Below are 18,100 nucleotides of genomic sequence, written 5' to 3' on the forward strand. Positions count from 1 at the left end.
GGGCGCAACGGCGTGACGTCGTCTTGCTCGGTGGTGAGAGCGCTACGAAGAACGCGACTGTTTGAGGGGGGGGGGATTACGAGCTGAGAGTTCGATGCTGGCGTTCACGCTGATCCAGGTGAGCGCCTTTTTTACTGATTGAATTCGGCTGAAGGATCAGCCTCAGTTGAAAACGTTATTTTCTAGGCAATACGTCAGCAAATCCTGGTCGCTGGAAACATCCAGCTTGCGCATGGCCGCATTCTTTTGCGTACTGACGGTTTTTAAGCTGCGGGAAAGGTTGCGGGCAATCGTGGTTACGCTCTGTCCGGCGACGAACATTCGCAAGATTTCGAACTCCTTGGGTGAAAGCCGGGACAGCCTCTCATCCAGCGCGACGTTCGGCTCCCTCACGCACGTCGGTGCCGGCTTGGCGCTGTTAAACGGGCGACCTTGCGCCACAGCCATCAGCGCCAATTGGATCTCGCCATGTAGCTGGCTTTTCTGGATGACCCCGACGACGCCCAATTCATGCAGGCGGGTGAGGATCAGCGAACTGGAAATCATGGTCAATACCAGAACTTTCACATCGGCAAAGTGCCGGCGCAGGTATTCCACCAGTTTCAGGCCATCGCCGTAAGGCGAATCGGCGGGCATCTTGAAGTCGGTGATCACCAGATCGACCGATTGATGTTTGAGCAGCTCGATCAGCTCGTTCGAGCCCGCCGCTTCACCCACGACGCGAAAGCGCTCATCGCGCTCTATCAGCTCACGTACACCCAGTAATACGATGGGGTGATCATCGGCGATCACGACGTTGAGTTTTGCCATGTTCGGCGCTCCTTGATTTGTTGTTGAATGCATACGGATTACGCCAGCGCGTCGAGCATTGCTGCCAGTCGTTCCAGCAAAGCGCTGACCTCGGTAGCCAAGGCCGGAGTGAGAGGGTGACCCTCCAGGCGGCTCTCAAGGCTGATGCATGCGTCTGCCAGACTGCCGGCCTGCACGGCGCCCAAAGCTCCGGCCATGCTGTGCAGATGACGGCCAAGCGCAGCCGCATCGCTGTCCCGAAGTGAGGCCGTGACCTTGTCGATGTCCTGCTGCATGGTGCTGAAAAACAAGGTCCGCATTTTTGGCGACAACTGCGGCTGATCGGGGATTTGCGCGATATGCGCGGGCTGGTCCGGCTCAACCAGGGGCAACGGGTTGGCTGCTTTGCAGTGCTTGAGCAATTGCGTACGCAGCGTGTGCAGGTTCAATGGCTTGACCAGCCAGGCGTTCATGCCGACCGCCGCACAGCGTTCGCCTTCATCGCGCAGAGCATTGGCGGTGACGCCGATGATCGGCAGATCCGCATCGTTTCTGCGCAGTGCTTTGGTCAGTTCATAGCCATTCATCACGGGCATGTTGACGTCGGTCAACACCATGTCGAACAAGCCAGGCAGCCATTGGTGCAGGGCTTGTTCGCCATCGGCGGTGGCGACCACCGTGCAACCGAGCGCCTCAAGCTGCTCTTTGATGATCGCCCGATTGATCGGGTTGTCTTCGGCAATCAGAATGTTCAGATCCAGCCGTCGGGCCTGCTCGGTAAGCGCAGTGTGGTTACGCTGTCCCACGCCTTGTTGCGCGAAGCTGACCGCCCAGGCCATCGCCCGGATGTCATGCGCATCCACCGACCAGCCTTCGGCGGTGTATTCCGCCGGGTTGGCCCCAGCGGTCGTGGCGATGACACGCGGGCCGCCCCAAGCGGTTTGCGAGGACGGCAGCACATCCAGCAGCAGCGCTGAAGAGCCAGGCAGGTTTTTCGCGTCCGGGCCGAGGATGCGGGTTTCCTGACCCAGTCGGTTGAACCAGTTGCACACATGCTGCGCCAGTTCCGGTGCCGGTGCCTGTACGTAAATCGGCGGCGCGTCAGGCGCGAATTCGGGGCAATCGCTCAACTGACCGACTGCGCAAGCGAGGTGCAATTGCAGTGAGAAGCTGCTGCCCAGTCCGGGTTCACTGACCACTTTCAACTGCCCGGCCATCAGCTCGCACAACCACCAGCAAATCGCCAGACCGAGGCCCGCCCCGGCTTCGCTGGAGGCATCGCGCACCTGATAGAACGGGTCGAACAATTGGCTTTGCTGGGCCTGGGAAATACCGATTCCGGAGTCGCTGACCTGCCATTGCAGATTGGCACCGCCGGCGTTGAGATCCAGCAGCCGCAGTCGCAATACCACGCGGCCATTGTCGGTGAACTTGATCGCGTTGCTCAGCAGATTATTGAGAATCTGCCGGATGCGCAGCGGATCGCCTTGCACCCGGTCAGGGATCGCCGAATCAATGCAGGCATAAAGCTGCAAACCTTTGGCCTCGGCGAACGCACTGTAGGCGCACAAAGTGTCTTCGGTCAGTTCCAGCGGGCAGAAGTCCTGAGCTTCAATGGTCATCTGCCCGGATTCGATTTTCGACACGTCGAGCACGTCGCTGATCAGCTGAAACAGGGTCGCCGAAGAGCGCTGAATGGTGCGCAAGTATTCCTGTTGACGCGGCCCGAGATCGGTCAGCCCCAACAGTTCGAGCGTGCCCAAAACGCCGTACAACGGCGTTCGGATTTCATGACTCATGGTCGCCAGAAAGCGCGTTTTCGCCTCGTTGGCCGAATCGGCCGCACGCAATGCCTGCTCCAATGCCGCGGCATCATCGATATGCCGGGTCACGTCGTGGAATGCGCAGATCCACACATCCTCGCCATGATAACGGGCGTCAACCACCCCTACGTGCAGATGATGACCCTCGATTTCGAGGTCGGTCTGGCCGGGGCTGGTCAGTGGGTATTTCTGGTCGAGGGCGGCGATCAACCGGTCGCTTTGCTGCCACTCCTGAATACGCTGGTTTTCCAGTAATACCTGATGGTCACTGCGCCGTACCACACACAGCCCGGTGGGCGCAGCATCGATGACCGCGCGGCTGAATGCCTCGCTTTCGGAGATGCTCTGATGCGCTTGATGGGCGGGCAGTACCACGCGGGTTTTGTACCAGCGGCTGAAGGCCCAGCCGCCACCGATGCTGGCAATTATTAATGTCAAGACGCCGAGCAACGGCCACCACGCGTAATCGATAAAGCTCTTGAAACCGACCACGTAAACCGCCGTCCACGGGTGCGGCCCCTCGCTGGAAATCTTGAACACCAGACCGTCGAGGCGCACGTTCAGCCCTTCGCTCAGCGCCGGGTCGGGCGGCTCGGTCCCGACCAACAGGCTGCCGTTGGGCGCGGTGAGACCGAAGCGGTCGTAGATCGACCATTCCATGATGCGCTCGATATCGTTGATCTGGCTCAGATTCAACAGCGATGCCACGACCACCCACGGGCTGGCGCCTTCAATATCCAATTGGCTCGCCGGCAGGTCGACGTTGATGTAGGCCAGCACTGTCGGAGCAACGCCTTTATCCGCTTGCGCACCATAACGAACCCAGTGAACCTGACTGTCCAACGGCTGTGGATTTTTCTTCTGCAGGCACTGCAACACCTGGGTTAGTACCTGCTGAAAGGTACCCCCCTGAATCTGCCCGGCGCCGCGCAGTTCCCCGGCGGCGGGCACCGCGATGTCAAAGTTGTCCGGGACGTTGAATAGAAATACCTGGGGCGACTGGTAGTGCGAGGCCGACCAGAATGCGCTGTAGTAACTGGCCAGATGCGCGCCCAGCGCGAATACCTTGGGGCGCTCACTCGGTTCAATCGATGTCGGGTTGATCTTGACGCTAAAGGGCAGGGAAAAAGACAGTTCTTTAGCCCGGTAAATCCCGCTGTCTTGCTCCGGCATCGGCTCCTGCACAGACATGTGCATCCGCTGGGTATTCAGCGTGAGTCCCTTGGCGCTTTGTTGGGCGATAGCGCTGAGGAAAAGATCTTGTTCGCCCATGTTCTCCATCAGCCGGGCGAAGTGATAACGCACCGCATCGCGTTGTTCGGCGACCATGCGATTCAGGCCCCAGACGCTGAGACCGACCAACATCGATGCCAGACCGCAGAGCACCACGACACCTTTATTCATGCGCAGTGAGCTACTGGTCAGTTTGTGCAGACGCGCATTGGGATGAGTCATTGGGCCAGCCTGTTGGAGATGCTTGGATAAGCCTTGGACACCGCTACCTCGGATGCAAACAGAGTCTGTGCGTCAGGGATCAATCCACGACAGCCGGGCCGTCCTGGGTTAGCAGTTGTTGAAATTCGGATGACGACACCGCATGTGAAATGAGAAACCCCTGAACCTGAGTGCAGTTGATTCTACGCAGTAGAGCCAATTCCTGTGCTGTTTCCACGCCTTCGGCCACCACCGTGAGGCCCAATTGGCGGCCAAGCGCGACGATGCTGGTCAGGGCCTGGGCCAACTCTTCGTTTTCACTGCAACCGTGCACCAGCGCCCGGTCAATCTTCAACTCGGTGAACGGCGTCGACACCAGATTCATGTACGAACTGTAACCCTGACCGAAGTCATCCTGCGACAGCCCGAACCCCTTCATGCGCAACCGGCACGCACCGGCGTAGAAGTTGCTGATGTCCTCGGGCATCGAACACTCCATCAACTCAAAACAGATCATCGCCGGGGCGCCATGGTGCTTAAGGACAAACTGCAGAATCCGGTCGGCCAGATCGGGACTGTTAAGCAAGTGGGTGGGCAGGTTGATCGACACCGGGATGGCGTAGTCTTGAGCGCCCCACAATTTCTGCGCCTTCATCGCTTGTTCGAGAATATGCCACAGCAGGCTTTCCTCCAGGGCAAACGCCTTGAACGCCGGCAGAAACATACCCGGCAACAGCACGCCATGCTCGGGATGAATCCAGCGCACCAGCGCCTCTGCGGCGACGATACGGCCGTTGGCCAGCGATTTTTTCGGCTGGAACCAGGCTTGCAGTTCACCGTTGTCCAGCGCTGCGAGTATCGCCAAGTGATCAATCTGCGGGCCGGGCAGGGGCAGGATGGCTTGACGCCGACTGCCCAACTGATCAGTCAGATTGCGCAAAGCGCTGCTCTTGACCGGTTTGGAAATCAGACCGATGACGCTGACGCCGAGATTGCGCGCGGCGAGGCTGGCGCTGGTCAGCATGCGTCGGGAGGCGACGCTCATGATCGCCAGCGCGGGTCGCGAACCGGACGCCGCCAGCCCCTGAATGAACTGGACGCCGTCCATTCCCGGCATCAGCAAATCAGTCAGCACCAGATCGAAGTCGCGCCTTTTCAGGTAGTCCAGCGCTGCGCTGCCTTCTTGAGCGAACTCCAGCTCAAAGTCTCCGAGCTCGCTGAACAGATTCTGCAGATACAGTTGCTGGAACGGATGGTCTTCAACGATCAGGATACTAAGTGGTTTCATGAGGTGTTCTTTCGTAAGGCGCCAGTTGGTTGTGCAAGGCCTGCAGCGTGAAAGGTTTGACCAGGCAATGGTTCATGCCAGCAGCCAGGCACAGGGCTTCTTCGCTGCGCATGGCGTTGGCGGTTGCGCCGATGATTGGCACCTTGCACCCCAGACGGCGCAGCTCTCGCGCCAGTTCATAGCCATTTTTGCGCGGCATGTTGACGTCGCTCAGAATCACGTCGAAACGGCCTCTGCGCCACATCGCCAGTGCCTCCTCGCCATTGCTCGCCAGTTCGGCCGTACACCCCAGTTCCTGCAATTGGTCATGCAGGATCAACTGGTTGATGACGTTGTCTTCAGCCACGAGGATGTGCAGATGCAACTTTTTCAGTTGCCGTTGCGGGTTGTCATTTTCCGGTTTGATCACGGAAAGCCCTTGGGCCCGGCTGACGGCCTGATGAATGGCCTCCAGGTAGTTGATGTTGACCACCCAGCCTCCGGAACCTGCCTGGGGTTCGTTGTAGCCGTCGCCGGTGGCCATCACCAACGGCCCGGTCCATTGCGGATCGAGGCGTTCTTCGAAGCAACCGGGATGCAACTCAAGCAGCACGCTGTCTGGCGTGGCGGCACAGCGTGAAGCGCGATCAAGCTGCGGGCGGGCGCCCCACCGGCGCAACCAGCCGCTCATGGTTTCCGTCAGTTCGCGAATCGGTGAAACCACAAACACCACTTTTGGTAGCAACGGCGTGAAACTGCTGGGTAGTGCGGGGGTTGAAGGCTGTTCCAGAGACAGATTCAGCGAGAAACTGCTTCCCAGGCCGGGTTCGCTGACCACGCGAATACTGCCGTTCATCAAGTGTGTCAGGCGTTGGCAGATGGGCAGGCCGAGGCCGGTGCCGGCGATCACATTAGTGTGGCCGCGAGTCTGGTAGAAGGGTTCGAAAATACGCGCCTGGTCTTCCTGAGTGATGCCCTTACCGGTGTCCGAGACTTGCCAGAACAGGTTGGCGCGCTCGCCGTCGCGGCCAATCAGACTCACGCGCAGGACGATGCGCCCGGCGTCGGTGAATTTGACGGCGTTGCTCAGCAGGTTGTAGAGAATCTGGCGGATACGCGACACGTCGCCGATGACCCGCTCCGGCAACTTCGGATCGATCACTGCGTACAGGTCGAGGCCCTTGCCATGAGCGGCGGCAGCGTAGCCCTGAAGCACCTCGTGAACCAGCTCAAACACACTGAACTCCGTAAGCTCGAGCGCCAGTTGCCCGGCCTCGATCTTCGACACATCGAGCACATCACAGATCAATTGCAATAACGTCGCGGACGACCCTTCGATGGTGCGCAAGTAGTCGGTTTGTTGCGCGTCCAGTTCGGTCCGCGCCAGCAACTCCAGAGTGCCCAGCACGCCATACAAAGGTGTGCGGATTTCATGGCTCATGGTCGCCAGAAACAGGGTTTTCGCGTCGTTCGCGGCATCGGCCAGTTGCCGCGCCTGATCCAGCGCATCCTCAATCTGGGTGCGCGTGCTGATGTCGCTGAAGGCGCACAGCAAGACGTCTTCGCCCTTGTAACGGGTGGGCGCGCAACTCAGGTACAGGTGGCGGCCGTCGGCAGCTTCGAAATAGTCGGTGACTTGCGGGTTCATCTCGTCGAACGCCTGGTAGATCCAACGCGGACTGAGGCGCTCACGCTCACCGCTCTGGCCCAGCCATTGCTGCGCCAAGGTGTTTTCCAACACCACCTGGCCATTGGCGCGACGCAGAACACACAGCGCAACCGGTGCGGTCTGGATCACATCGCTGCTGAACAGCTCGCTTTCGACCAGCGCCTGGATACGACTGATGGTCGGCGTGATAAAGCGGTATTCGAGGCGGCGAATCACAATCCACACCAGGCTGATACTGAACAGGCAGAACAGCAGGGCGCCGCCAAGTCGTGGCCAGAGTGTGATGAGCACCTTGCGCAGATCGATGGAATAGACCAACTGCCAGTCGGATGACTTCAGTTGTTTGCGCATCACCAGATTATCGGGCAGCCAGTTTTTGCCGACAAAACCAAAAAAATTCTGCATCTGCATTTGCATCAGATTTTTGCAGATCTGGGCAGGTTGGCTGTTGCTGAACACCAGCATGCCGTCGGGATTGAACATCGTGAATTGCCCGGCGCTTTGATCATCCAGCGCGTTGGACACCTCGCGACCGTCCATCTCAAGCCCCAGCCAGCCGGAATCGAGATCCCGCGCATCCAGCCGAATGAAAATGTAGAGCTGCGAATGGCCGGACGATTGATTGGTCAGCCACAACTGGTCCATCGCGTTGGTATTGTCACTTTTCAACGCCTGCAAGCGATTGAGCATCGCCTGGGGGAAATCTCCAACCACCGGTGTGGCGGTATAAAGCCTTTTCACTTGAAGGTCGTTTCCACTGCTGACGTACAGCAAGTTGACCTGCTTGCTGGTCAGGTACTGCCGGATCCGCTCGGTCAGCCAGATGCTCCATTGCTTGCCGCGTGTGGTACCCAGCAGCAAATGGATTTCTTCTGGCGAGACTTGCGGTTTTACCCCGTCGGGCTTGCGAATCGCCGACAGGCTTAGACTTTCGAGCAGCGCTTCGCGGGTGGTGAAAAACGTGTGGGCTTCAGCAATCGCACTGCTCATGTGGCTGCGTCTGCGCGACACTTCGGCGTTGAACGTCAGCAGCAGGAAACTGTAGACGCCACTGAGTATGCCAACGAGCAAAACTACGCCAAAAATACGCAACAGACGTCGTGCGGCGTTCGGTGTGGAGAGGAGGGGATTGATCTGGTGAAGGTAGTTCTTCAGTTTCATCTGGCTACCCTAGCGAGGGTGGGCCTGCGTGCGAATCAGACGATTCTTAAAGTGGCGATCGAGTGTTATACATGCCTCAATAGCTAAGTTGATACTGGGATTGGCTGTTCCAAATTCGATCTCAAGTTCTTTTCAATAGAGCCGAGAATCTGCTTTTTACCGAGGAGACCTGTCTGTGATTCGAGAAGCTACTCGTATTACATCAAGCGCCGACTTTAAGCTGTTGCCGCAATACTCAGTTTGGTTCCTGAGATGTTCTGGCACATTTCGGCCAAGCAACAGATGGACGCGCTGATGCGTCTACCCGATCGTTGCCTTGCTTTCGTCCACATCCCTAAAAGCTCTGTGTTTGCCAGATTTAATCGCCTTAATCATCTCAACGAGACCTGCGCCTGTTGGAAGGTGGTGCTTAGCTGGATAATTGACCGTTACAGGTGAAGGGGGGGGCGTCTTTTCCGGGACATTCGGATTAGGTGCTTTTATACGGAATGACCGCCCGGTTTTGCCCAGGGGGTCAGTATTGCCGGAAGGTACGCCGAGCGCAGGCGTCATGACCATTCCGTAGTGAAACGACGCTGTGCAGGTAAAGAAAAGTTCTTCATGTTGAAGGCTCTCCTCGTAAATGACTGTGTTTATGGGGCATCTTGGGGGGATTGCCAAGCTGTCAGCGGTCAAACTGGTCCCGCAATTCAGGGGAGTAGAAGTATTATTAGAACCGCTGGTATTGAGGAACTTGCAATTGGCAGCCATTGCACCGGGGCCGTAGGCAAACGCCATTACGCAAGCGATGTTCAGAACAGTGCGCAATCGATTCTGTTTGTTTGAAATATCCATGTTGCTAGCAATGCGTAGTGATAAAGAAACTAACACCTTAGCGTCCGTGAAAGTCTGTGAACATCAGGCGTTTCTTGGTTTGTCAGCGGCAGCCTGCTGGCGGATGCGCCGGTCAGTACCGCATGCATTGGCAATCGATGCGCCCTGAGACGCCGTTGGCAGCTTCAAGAAATAAACATCAGACATTTCCTAAAATCCTCAAGATCCCAGCCAGACTTGTCGATGCAGTCCTTACAACCCTAAGGAGCATCAACATGAACGGTAAGCGTTTGTCGGTCGGAATCAGCCTGTTCTTCGCGCTGAGCGGTGCGTGCCTGGCGGCCACCCCGCTAGGCCAAGGTGTCATCCAGTTCCACGGCAGTATTGTCGAGTCAGGTTGTAGCTCCCACATGGGGGCGAGTTCGACGTTTGAGTTCAACGGTTGTCCGACCAGGGTGGATGGCAGCTCGGTCAGTGTGCGCAGCGTCGAGCCGGTTCGCTCGGTCAGTGCGCTCGATCATTCCCGCGTGGGCGTGAAGCTGGTCACAGAGGGGAGCAAGGATGGCCGTTACTACGATCAGCAATACGCCTTGGTCGACGCGGCCGGTAAACCGGTGAACTCGGGCGCTTATCTGATTACGCTGACTTCGCCTTGAGGTGAAGTGCAAGCAATCCCAAGCGGCGCATAGTGTGTCGATGCGCCGCTCCCGATGGGTTATTGCTCTACCAGTTCAGGCACCTTCACCGCCGCAGGTTTCAACACCAGCCACAACGCCCCTGCAATCAACAGCCCGCCATACAGGTGCGCCATCGACAGCGGTTCATCGAGAAACAATGCGCCCCACAACACGCCGAACGGCGGGATCATGAAGGTCACGGTCATCGATTTGACCGGGCCGATGGAGCTGAGCAAACGGAAATACAGGATGTAGGCGAATGCCGTGCAGCCCAGGCCCAAGCCCAGCAGCGACAACCAGACATTCCAGCCACCCCAGCTAACGGGCGGCTGAGTGATGACGCTGTAGCCGAACAACGGCAACACAAACAGCGTTGCCCCGAGCATGCTGCCCAATGCCGCGAGACGGCTGTCGAGGCCGCCTTGATGATCGAGCCAGCGTCGTGCCAGGAACCCGGCGAAGCCGTAGCAGGTGGTTGCCAGCAGGCAGGCGAGGGCGCCCATCAGCAATTGCATGTCGAAGGCCACGGGACCTGCGCGGGTCAGGATGGCGACGCCAAACAAGCCGAGGGCAACGCCGGCAATTTTTGACAGGGTGAGTCTTTCGCTGAAGAACAGGCCGCCGATCAACACGCCCATCAGCGGTGTGGTGGCGTTGAAAATTGCCGAGTAGCCGGCCGGCAGCACTTGAGCGGCCACTGAGTACAGGGTCGCTGGAAGACCGGAGTTGATCACCCCGAGCAGCAGCACGGTTTTGAACTTGCCACGGAAATCCCAGCTGATCCGCATCAGCGCCAGAATCACCAGCAACCCGGTGGCGGCGATCGAAACGCGGAAAAAAGCAGTGGGGATTGTGCCAATCACTGGGGCGATGATGCGCATGAACAGAAAGCTCGCCCCCCAAATGGCAGCAAGTGACAACATACGCAGAATATCGACGGGGTTCACAGCTCGTTCCTTCCTTTATCAGGGCGCAAGTGTCGCTGCCGCAGGGTGCCAAGGCAATGGTTGCGTTGCGTAACAATTGACCTCTAAGCTCAGCCCCAACGACAAGAACCATCCCGCAGAGGTCCTCACATGCCGCAGCCATGGCCCGCCGCCGATATCGCCCAGATGATCCTCGACGGCTTCGACGATTACCGCGAGCATTTCCGCCAGATCACTGACGGCGCCCGGGCGCGCTTCGAAAAGGCGCAGTGGCAGGAAACGCAGATCGCGTCGGCAGCGCGGATCAACCTCTATGAAGAAAAGGTCGGCGAAACGGTGGGGTGCTTGCATCAGTCGTTCGCGGACGATGTGCTGATGGACGTCACCTGTTGGCCGCTGGTCAAAAGTGCCTACATCAACCTGATCGACTTGCGTTTCGACGATGAATTGTCCGAGACCTGGTACAACTCGATTTTCTGCGGGCTGTTCAGTCATGACCTGATCAGCGATGGCTGCATGTTTATCCACACCACCCGGCCCAGCTTGCACCGGGCCCGGGCCGCGCAGACCCGGATCTATAAGCCGCATGGTCAACTGTCCGGCATGCTCGCGAGCATTTTTGCCGATTACCGCTTCAGCGAAGACTACGCTGACCTCGACCGCGACCTGCGCCGACTCGAAGCGCAACTGCGCGAGAATCTGCCGGATTGGGTCTGCAAGGACCCGGATCTGAGCGTCGAGCTGTTTTCCTCGGTGCTCTACCGCAACAAGGGCGCCTACCTGGTAGGGCGCATCTATACCGCGGACGAGCAATGGCCGCTGGTGATTCCGTTTCTGCACCGCGAAGGCCGGGGGATTCAGATTGACGCGTTGATCACCGATGAAGCCGAAGTGTCGATCATCTTTTCGTTCACCCGCTCGTACTTCATGGTCGATGTGCCGGTGCCGGCGGAGTTCATCGGTTTTCTCAAACGCATCCTGCCGGGCAAGCACATCGCCGAGCTGTACACCTCGATCGGTTTCTACAAACACGGCAAGTCGGAGTTCTACCGGGCGTTGATCAATCACCTGGCCAACACCGACGACCAGTTCATCATGGCCCCAGGCGTGCGCGGCATGGTCATGAGCGTGTTTACCCTGCCGGGGTTCAACACGGTGTTCAAAATCATCAAGGACCGTTTCTCGCCGTCGAAAAACGTCGACCGCGCGACGGTGATCGAGAAGTATCGCTTGGTGAAAAGCGTCGACCGGGTCGGGCGCATGGCCGATACCCAGGAGTTCGCCGACTTCCGTTTTCCGTTGAGCAAGTTTGACCCGGCGTGCCTGGCCGAGCTGCTGGAAGTCGCCGCGTCGACGGTTCAGGTGGAAGGCGACACCGTGCTGATTCGCCACTGCTGGACCGAGCGGCGCATGACCCCGTTGAACCTCTACCTGGAAAACGCCAACGACGCGCAGGTGCGCGAAGCGCTGGAAGACTACGGCCTGGCGATCAAGCAACTGGCGGCGGCGAACATTTTTCCCGGCGACATGCTGCTGAAGAACTTCGGCGTCACCCGACACGGGCGCGTGGTGTTTTATGACTACGACGAGATCTGCTTTCTCACCGAAGCCAACTTCCGCCATATCCCGCAACCGCGCACACCGGAAGACGAAATGGCCTCCGAGCCGTGGTATTCGATCGGGCCGCTGGACGTGTTCCCCGAAGAATTCCCACCGTTCCTGTTCGCCGACTCTGCGCAGCGCCGATTGTTCGATCAACTGCATGGCGAGCTGTACAACGCCGATTACTGGAAAGGCCTGCAAGCGGCGATTCGCGCCGGCAAGGTGATCGATGTGTTCCCGTATCGGCGCAAAGGCCTCGATAACGAGTAGCCCTCCTGAGTGAACACCTTGTGGCGAGGGAGCTTGCTCCCGCTGGACTGCGCAGCAGTCCCTTTTGGGGCCGCTTCGCAACCCAGCGGGAGCAAGCTCCCTCGCCACAAAAGCAGGTTGGGTTCGTCGCTATGGACTCAAATCTGCGACAATCGCCCCCCTGCGCCACTAGACGACCTTTGCGTACCTGATGACTGACGAATCGCCTTCAATCGACAAACTGCTGAAAAACCTCGACCACGCCATGCTCGCCGACCGCCACCGGCTGCGGCGGCAGTTGCTCGAGCTGCGCAAGAAACCCGACGAGGCCAAGCTGGCCCTGTGGGTGACGCGCATGCAAGCGTCCTGCGATCAGGTGCTGGCGCGACGTGCCAGCCTGCCGCTGATTCGTTACGACGACAGCCTGCCGATCGCCGCCAAACGCGACGAAATCAAGGAAGCGCTGCTCAAGCATCAGGTGCTGATCATCGCCGGCGAAACCGGCTCGGGTAAAACCACCCAGTTGCCGAAGATCTGCCTGGAAATCGGTCGCGGCCAGCACGGCCTGATCGGTCACACCCAGCCGCGTCGAATTGCAGCGCGCAGCGTGGCGAGCCGGGTCGCCGAAGAGCTGGCGACGCCGCTCGGTGCCTTGGTCGGCTATCAGGTACGGTTCGAGGATCAGAGCGATGCCAACACCCTGATCAAGCTGATGACCGACGGCATCCTGCTGGCGGAAACCCAGAACGACCGCTACCTCGAACGCTACGACACGATCATCGTCGACGAAGCCCACGAACGCAGCCTGAACATCGACTTCCTGCTCGGTTACCTGAAAACCCTGCTGCCGCGCCGCCCGGACCTGAAAGTCATCATCACCTCGGCGACCATCGATCTTGAGCGCTTCTCCAAGCACTTCGACGATGCGCCGATTGTCGAAGTCTCGGGCCGCACCTTCCCGGTGGACACCTGGTATCGGCCGTTGACGCTGGAGCAGGACGAAGAGGGCAACCGGGTCGAAGACGACCTGACCGTGGATCAGGCGATCCTCGCCACCCTCGACGAAATTGCCGCATACGAACGCAGCGAACGCCGCAGTCCCGGCGACGTGCTGGTGTTCCTGCCCGGCGAGCGCGAGATTCGTGACGCCGCGGACATGCTGCGCAAGGCCCAGCTCAAACACACCGAAATTCTGCCGCTGTACGCACGGCTGTCGCCGGCCGAACAGCAGCGGATTTTCCAATCCCATCCGGGCCGTCGCGTGGTGCTGGCGACCAACGTCGCGGAAACCTCGTTGACCGTGCCGGGCATTCGTTACGTGATCGACAGCGGTACCGCGCGCATCAGCCGCTACAGCTATCGGGCCAAGGTCCAGCGCTTGCCGATCGAGGCGATTTCCCAGGCCAGCGCCAACCAGCGTAAAGGCCGTTGCGGACGGGTCGAGCCGGGCATTTGTATCCGTCTGTACAGCGAAGAAGATTTCATCGGGCGGCCGGAATTTACCGACCCTGAAATTCTCCGTACCAACCTCGCGGCGGTGATTTTGCAGATGCTCCATCTGCGCCTCGGTGAAATCACCGATTTCCCGTTTATCGAGCCGCCGGATGGCAAGGCCATCAGCGACGGTTTCAACCTGCTGCAAGAACTCTCGGCAGTCGACCGCAACAGCCAACTGACGCCGCTCGGCCGGCAACTGGCGCGGTTGCCGGTGGACCCGCGCATGGGCCGGATGTTGCTCGAAGCGGCGAAACTCGGCAGCTTGCAGGAAGTGCTGATCGTCGCCAGTGCGATGTCGATCCAGGACCCGCGCGAGCGTCCGCCGGAGCGTCAGCAGGCCGCCGATCAGGCCCACGCACAATGGAAAGATGTGGACTCGGATTTCGCCGGGCTGGTCAATCTGTGGCGTGGATTTGAAGAGCAGCGCCAGGCCCTGACCGCCAGCCCGCTGCGCAATTGGTGCCGCAAGAATTTCCTGAATTACCTGCGCCTGCGCGAGTGGCGCGACTCCCATCGTCAGTTGAGCCTGATCTGCCGCGACATGCAGCTGAGCCTGAACAAAGAACCGGCGGACTACCCGAAACTGCACAAAGCGGTGTTGTCCGGATTGCTCAGCCAGATCGGCCAGAAAACCGAAGACGGCGATTACCTCGGCGCGCGTCAGCGGCGCTTCTGGATTCACCCGTCGTCGGGCCTGGGCAAGAAACGTCCGCAATGGCTGATGACTGCCGAACTGGTGGAAACCACCAAGCTTTATGCGCGCATGGTGGCGAAGATCGAGCCGGACTGGATCGAGCCGCTGGCCGGGCACCTGATCAAGAAGAACCACTTCGAACCGCATTGGGAGAAGAAGCGCGGACAGGTCGTGGCCTACGAGCAAATCACCCTGTTCGGGTTGATCGTGGTCGGTCGCCGGCCCGTGCATTACGGGCCGATCGATCCTGTCACCTCGCGTGAGCTGTTTATCCGCGAAGCGCTGGTACGCGGTGAGATTCAGTCGAAAGCCAAGTGTCTGTTTGCCAATGAGCAATTGTTGGAACAGCTCGACGAACTGGAGGCCAAGGCCCGTCGTCGCGACATTCTGGCAGACGAGGAAACCCTGTTTGCCTTCTACGACGCGCGCTTGCCGGCAGAGATCCATCAGACCGCGACCTTCGACAGCTGGTATCGGATCAACAGCCAGAAAGACCCGCAATTGCTGATCATGCGCGAAGAAGACGTGCTGGCTCGCGAAGCCAGCGAAGTCACCGCCGCGCATTACCCGGACACCCTGCGCCTGGGTGATCTGACGTTGCCGTTGAGTTACCACTTCGAGCCTAACCATCCCCGCGACGGTGTGACCTTGCGCGTACCGGCACCACTGTTGCCGGCATTGCCGCCGGAACGCCTGGAATGGCTGGTGCCGGGGGTGATCGAAGCCAAGTGCATCGCCCTGGTGCGTAACTTGCCCAAGGCCCTGCGCAAGAACTTCGTGCCGGTGCCGGACTTTGTCAAAGCGGCGTTGCAGCGAGTCACTTTCGCCGAGGGCTCGTTGCCGCATGCGCTGGGTCGTGAACTGTTGCGCATGACCGGTGCACGGGTCAGTGATGAGGCCTGGACGGAAGCGGCGCAGCAGGTTGAAAGTCATCTGCGGATGAACCTGGAAATCGTCGATGGCCAGGGCAAGTTCCTCGGCGAAGGCCGTGATCTGGCCGAGCTGACCGCACGTTTCGCCGAGGCCAGCCAGGCGGCTTTGGCGGTACCGCAGACGGCGAAAAGCCAACAGCCGGTGGAGGCCAAGGTCTTCGCCGCGGTGGCCGAGAAAACCCAGCAGAAGATCGCCGGGCTGTCGATGACGGTCTACCCGGCGCTGGTGGAAGAGGCGGGCAGCGTTAAGGAAGGGCGTTTTTCGACCCCGGCCGAGGCCGAGTACCAGCATCGTCGGGCATTGCAGCGGTTGCTCATGCAGCAACTGGCCGAGCCGGCGAAGTTCTTGCGCGGCAAGCTGCCGGGACTCACCGAGCTGGGCCTGATGTACCGCGAGCTGGGGCGTATCGACAGTCTGGTGGAAGACATCCTGCTGGCGAGCCTCGACAGCTGCATTCTCGACGGCGAAGCAAGCTTGCCGCGTGACGGCGCTGGTCTGGCCTCGCTGGCCGAGCGCAAGCGCGGTGCGTGGACCGAGCATGCCGAGCGTCTGGCGAAACTGACGCTGGAAACGCTCAAGCTCTGGCACGCTTTGCAGAAACGCTTCAAAGGCAAGATCGACCTGGCGCAAGCGGTGGCCCTGAACGACATCAAGCAGCAGCTCAGTCATCTGGTGTATCCGGGCTTTGTCCGTGAAACCCCGATGCAGTGGCTCAAGGAATTGCCGCGTTACTTGAAGGCCGTCGAGCAGCGCTTCGAAAAACTTGGGGCTCAGGTGCAAAAGGATCGGGTCTGGAGCGGCGAGTTGTCCGGCCTCTGGACCCAATACCAGACCCGCGCCAACAAGCACGCGCAGGAAGGCAAGCGCGATCCGCAGCTTGAACTCTATCGCTGGTGGCTGGAGGAATACCGGGTTTCGCTGTTCGCCCAGCAATTGGGGACCAAGGTGCCGATCTCCGACAAGCGTTTGAGCAAGCAATGGACCCAAGTCGAACCGTAACCCCTGTGGGAGCGGGCTTGTGTGGCGAGGGGGCTTGTCGGAACGCCGCACCGCCCCGTTCGGTGGCGAAGCAGTCGTAAAACCAGCGCACTCGGTGTAACTGATACGCCGAGGTTGCAGGTTTTGGGGCGGCTTCGCCACCCAACGGGGGCAAGCCCCCTCGCCACACGAGCTTCCACAGGTATGCCTGCCTTTGTTCTTGCGACAGGGGCCAAACGCCAATGTTTATGGCAAACTTCGCCGTTATAAACACCGCCCGCGCATATTTGAGCCTCGCAACCCGGGCGGATCGGAATCAAGAAATGCCAGGTTGATGCCCTTCGACGGGATAAACCCTTTATGTGTTGGTACGTCGGTACCAATACTTTCTGCCTGAACAGATCAGAGAAACGACCATGCATAATGTCGTCATCAGCGGCACCGGCCTGTACACACCGGCCAACAGCATCTCCAACGAAGAGCTGGTGCAGTCTTTCAATACTTACGTCGCTCAGTTCAATGCTGACAATGCTGACGCCATCGAACGTGGCGAAGTGCAGGCACTGACCGAATCCAGCGTCGCGTTTATCGAAAAAGCCTCGGGGATCAAAAGCCGCTTTGTCATGGACAAGGAAGGTATTCTTGATCCAAAGCGCATGGCACCTCGTTTGCCCGAGCGTTCCAATGACGAATGGTCGGTGCTTTGCCAGATGGCCATTGGCGCTGCCGAGCAGGCCCTGCAACGCGCCGGCAAGACGGCGGCGGACATCGACGGGGTGATCGTTGCCTGCTCCAACCTGCAACGCGCCTATCCGGCCATCGCCATTGAAGTCCAGGAAGCGCTGGGTATCGAGGGTTTCGGTTTTGACATGAACGTGGCCTGTTCCTCGGCAACGTTCGGCATTCAGGCCGCCGCCAACAGCGTACAGCTGGGCCAGGCCCGGGCGATCCTGATGGTCAACCCGGAAGTCTGCACCGGTCACCTGAACTTCCGCGACCGCGACAGCCACTTCATCTTCGGCGATGCGGCCACTGCGGTAATCATCGAACGTGCCGACCTGGCCACGTCCAAGTATCAGTTCGACATCGTCAGCACCAAACTGCTGACCAAGTTCTCCAACAACATTCGCAACAACTTCGGCTTCCTCAACCGCGCGGCGGAAGAGGGCATCGGTGCCCGTGACAAACTGTTCGTCCAGGAAGGTCGCAAGGTGTTCCGCGATGTCTGCCCGATGGTCGCGGAGCTGATCGCCACCCACCTGGACGAGAACACGCTGAACATCAGCGACGTGAAACGCTTCTGGCTGCACCAGGCCAACCTCAGCATGAACCACCTGATCGTCAAGAAGCTGCTCGGCCGCGAAGCCACCGAAGAAGAAGCCCCGGTGATTCTCGACACGTATGCCAACACCAGCTCTGCAGGTTCAGTGATTGCCTTTCACAAGAACCAGGACGATTTGCCAGCCGGTTCGCTGGCGGTACTCAGCTCGTTTGGTGCCGGTTATTCGATTGGCAGCGTGATTCTGCGCAAGCGCTGAGTTGTGAAGGGTAGTGACAAGCTTGAGTCATGCACCCACAGGGAATCAGC

At 59.2% G+C, this 18,100-nt stretch carries 10 protein-coding genes; 4 read left to right on the forward strand and 6 right to left on the reverse strand.

All coding sequences use genetic code 11. The annotated features are described in order from the left end of the window. Positions 1-162: 162 nt before the first annotated feature. The 5 genes from AO353_RS18190 to AO353_RS31105 form a co-directional block, all read right to left on the reverse strand. Positions 163-810 (reverse strand): response regulator, encoded by a 648-nt coding sequence (locus AO353_RS18190; RefSeq protein ID WP_054596199.1) that lies wholly within the window; start codon positions 808-810, stop codon positions 163-165. A gap of 38 nt (positions 811-848) precedes the next feature. Further along, entirely contained in the window at positions 849-4,067 is a 3,219-nt protein-coding gene (locus AO353_RS18195; protein WP_054596200.1) for a hybrid sensor histidine kinase/response regulator, read from the reverse strand. 79 nt (positions 4,068-4,146) lie between these two features. Next, complete coding sequence (locus tag AO353_RS18200) at positions 4,147-5,334, reverse strand: EAL domain-containing protein (protein ID WP_054596201.1); 1,188 nt, start codon at positions 5,332-5,334, stop codon at positions 4,147-4,149. Continuing rightward, a complete protein-coding gene (locus AO353_RS18205) occupies positions 5,321-8,143 on the reverse strand; it encodes an ATP-binding protein (protein WP_054596202.1) in 2,823 nt (940 codons plus the stop codon). Before AO353_RS18205 ends, AO353_RS18200 begins: the two co-directional genes overlap by 14 nt. A gap of 300 nt (positions 8,144-8,443) precedes the next feature. Beyond that, positions 8,444-8,977, reverse strand: a complete 534-nt coding sequence (locus AO353_RS31105) for a hypothetical protein (RefSeq protein ID WP_146016076.1) — start codon at positions 8,975-8,977, stop codon at positions 8,444-8,446. 254 nt (positions 8,978-9,231) lie between these two features. Between AO353_RS31105 and AO353_RS18210 the strand changes: the two genes are divergently transcribed. After that, positions 9,232-9,612, forward strand: coding sequence for a type 1 fimbrial protein (locus AO353_RS18210; protein ID WP_054596203.1), 381 nt, complete (start codon positions 9,232-9,234; stop codon positions 9,610-9,612). Between the two features lie 59 nt (positions 9,613-9,671). Here AO353_RS18210 and AO353_RS18215 read toward each other — a convergent pair whose 3' ends face one another. Continuing rightward, positions 9,672-10,580: a DMT family transporter gene (locus AO353_RS18215; RefSeq protein ID WP_054596204.1), complete on the reverse strand. Its 909-nt coding sequence runs from the start codon at positions 10,578-10,580 to the stop codon at positions 9,672-9,674. A 129-nt stretch (positions 10,581-10,709) separates the two neighbouring features. On the opposite strand from AO353_RS18215, the gene aceK reads away from it, so the two are divergent. The 3 genes from aceK (at position 10,710) to AO353_RS18230 (ending at position 18,050) form a co-directional block, all read left to right on the forward strand. Then, on the forward strand, positions 10,710-12,431 hold the full coding sequence (gene aceK / locus AO353_RS18220) for a bifunctional isocitrate dehydrogenase kinase/phosphatase (RefSeq protein WP_054596205.1): 1,722 nt from the start codon (positions 10,710-10,712) through the stop codon (positions 12,429-12,431). A gap of 190 nt (positions 12,432-12,621) precedes the next feature. Further along, a complete protein-coding gene (gene hrpA / locus AO353_RS18225; RefSeq protein ID WP_054596206.1) occupies positions 12,622-16,533 on the forward strand; it encodes an ATP-dependent RNA helicase HrpA in 3,912 nt (1,303 codons plus the stop codon). Between the two features lie 395 nt (positions 16,534-16,928). After that, on the forward strand, positions 16,929-18,050 hold the full coding sequence (locus AO353_RS18230; RefSeq protein ID WP_054596207.1) for a beta-ketoacyl-ACP synthase III: 1,122 nt from the start codon (positions 16,929-16,931) through the stop codon (positions 18,048-18,050). The last annotated feature ends 50 nt before the right edge of the window (positions 18,051-18,100 follow it).

Source organism: Pseudomonas fluorescens, from assembly GCF_001307155.1.
Taxonomy (GTDB): domain Bacteria; phylum Pseudomonadota; class Gammaproteobacteria; order Pseudomonadales; family Pseudomonadaceae; genus Aquipseudomonas; species Aquipseudomonas helvetica.

Coding starts and splice junctions, on each gene's coding strand:
- AO353_RS18195 (WP_054596200.1), bottom strand. CDS start 4,067: ATGACTCATCCCAATGCGCGTCTGCACAAACTGACCAGTAGCTCACTG.
- AO353_RS18190 (WP_054596199.1), bottom strand. CDS start 810: ATGGCAAAACTCAACGTCGTGATCGCCGATGATCACCCCATCGTATTA.
- AO353_RS18210 (WP_054596203.1), top strand. CDS start 9,232: ATGAACGGTAAGCGTTTGTCGGTCGGAATCAGCCTGTTCTTCGCGCTG.
- hrpA (WP_054596206.1), top strand. CDS start 12,622: ATGACTGACGAATCGCCTTCAATCGACAAACTGCTGAAAAACCTCGAC.
- AO353_RS18200 (WP_054596201.1), bottom strand. CDS start 5,334: ATGAAACCACTTAGTATCCTGATCGTTGAAGACCATCCGTTCCAGCAA.
- AO353_RS18230 (WP_054596207.1), top strand. CDS start 16,929: ATGCATAATGTCGTCATCAGCGGCACCGGCCTGTACACACCGGCCAAC.
- AO353_RS31105 (WP_146016076.1), bottom strand. CDS start 8,977: ATGGATATTTCAAACAAACAGAATCGATTGCGCACTGTTCTGAACATC.
- aceK (WP_054596205.1), top strand. CDS start 10,710: ATGCCGCAGCCATGGCCCGCCGCCGATATCGCCCAGATGATCCTCGAC.
- AO353_RS18205 (WP_054596202.1), bottom strand. CDS start 8,143: ATGAAACTGAAGAACTACCTTCACCAGATCAATCCCCTCCTCTCCACA.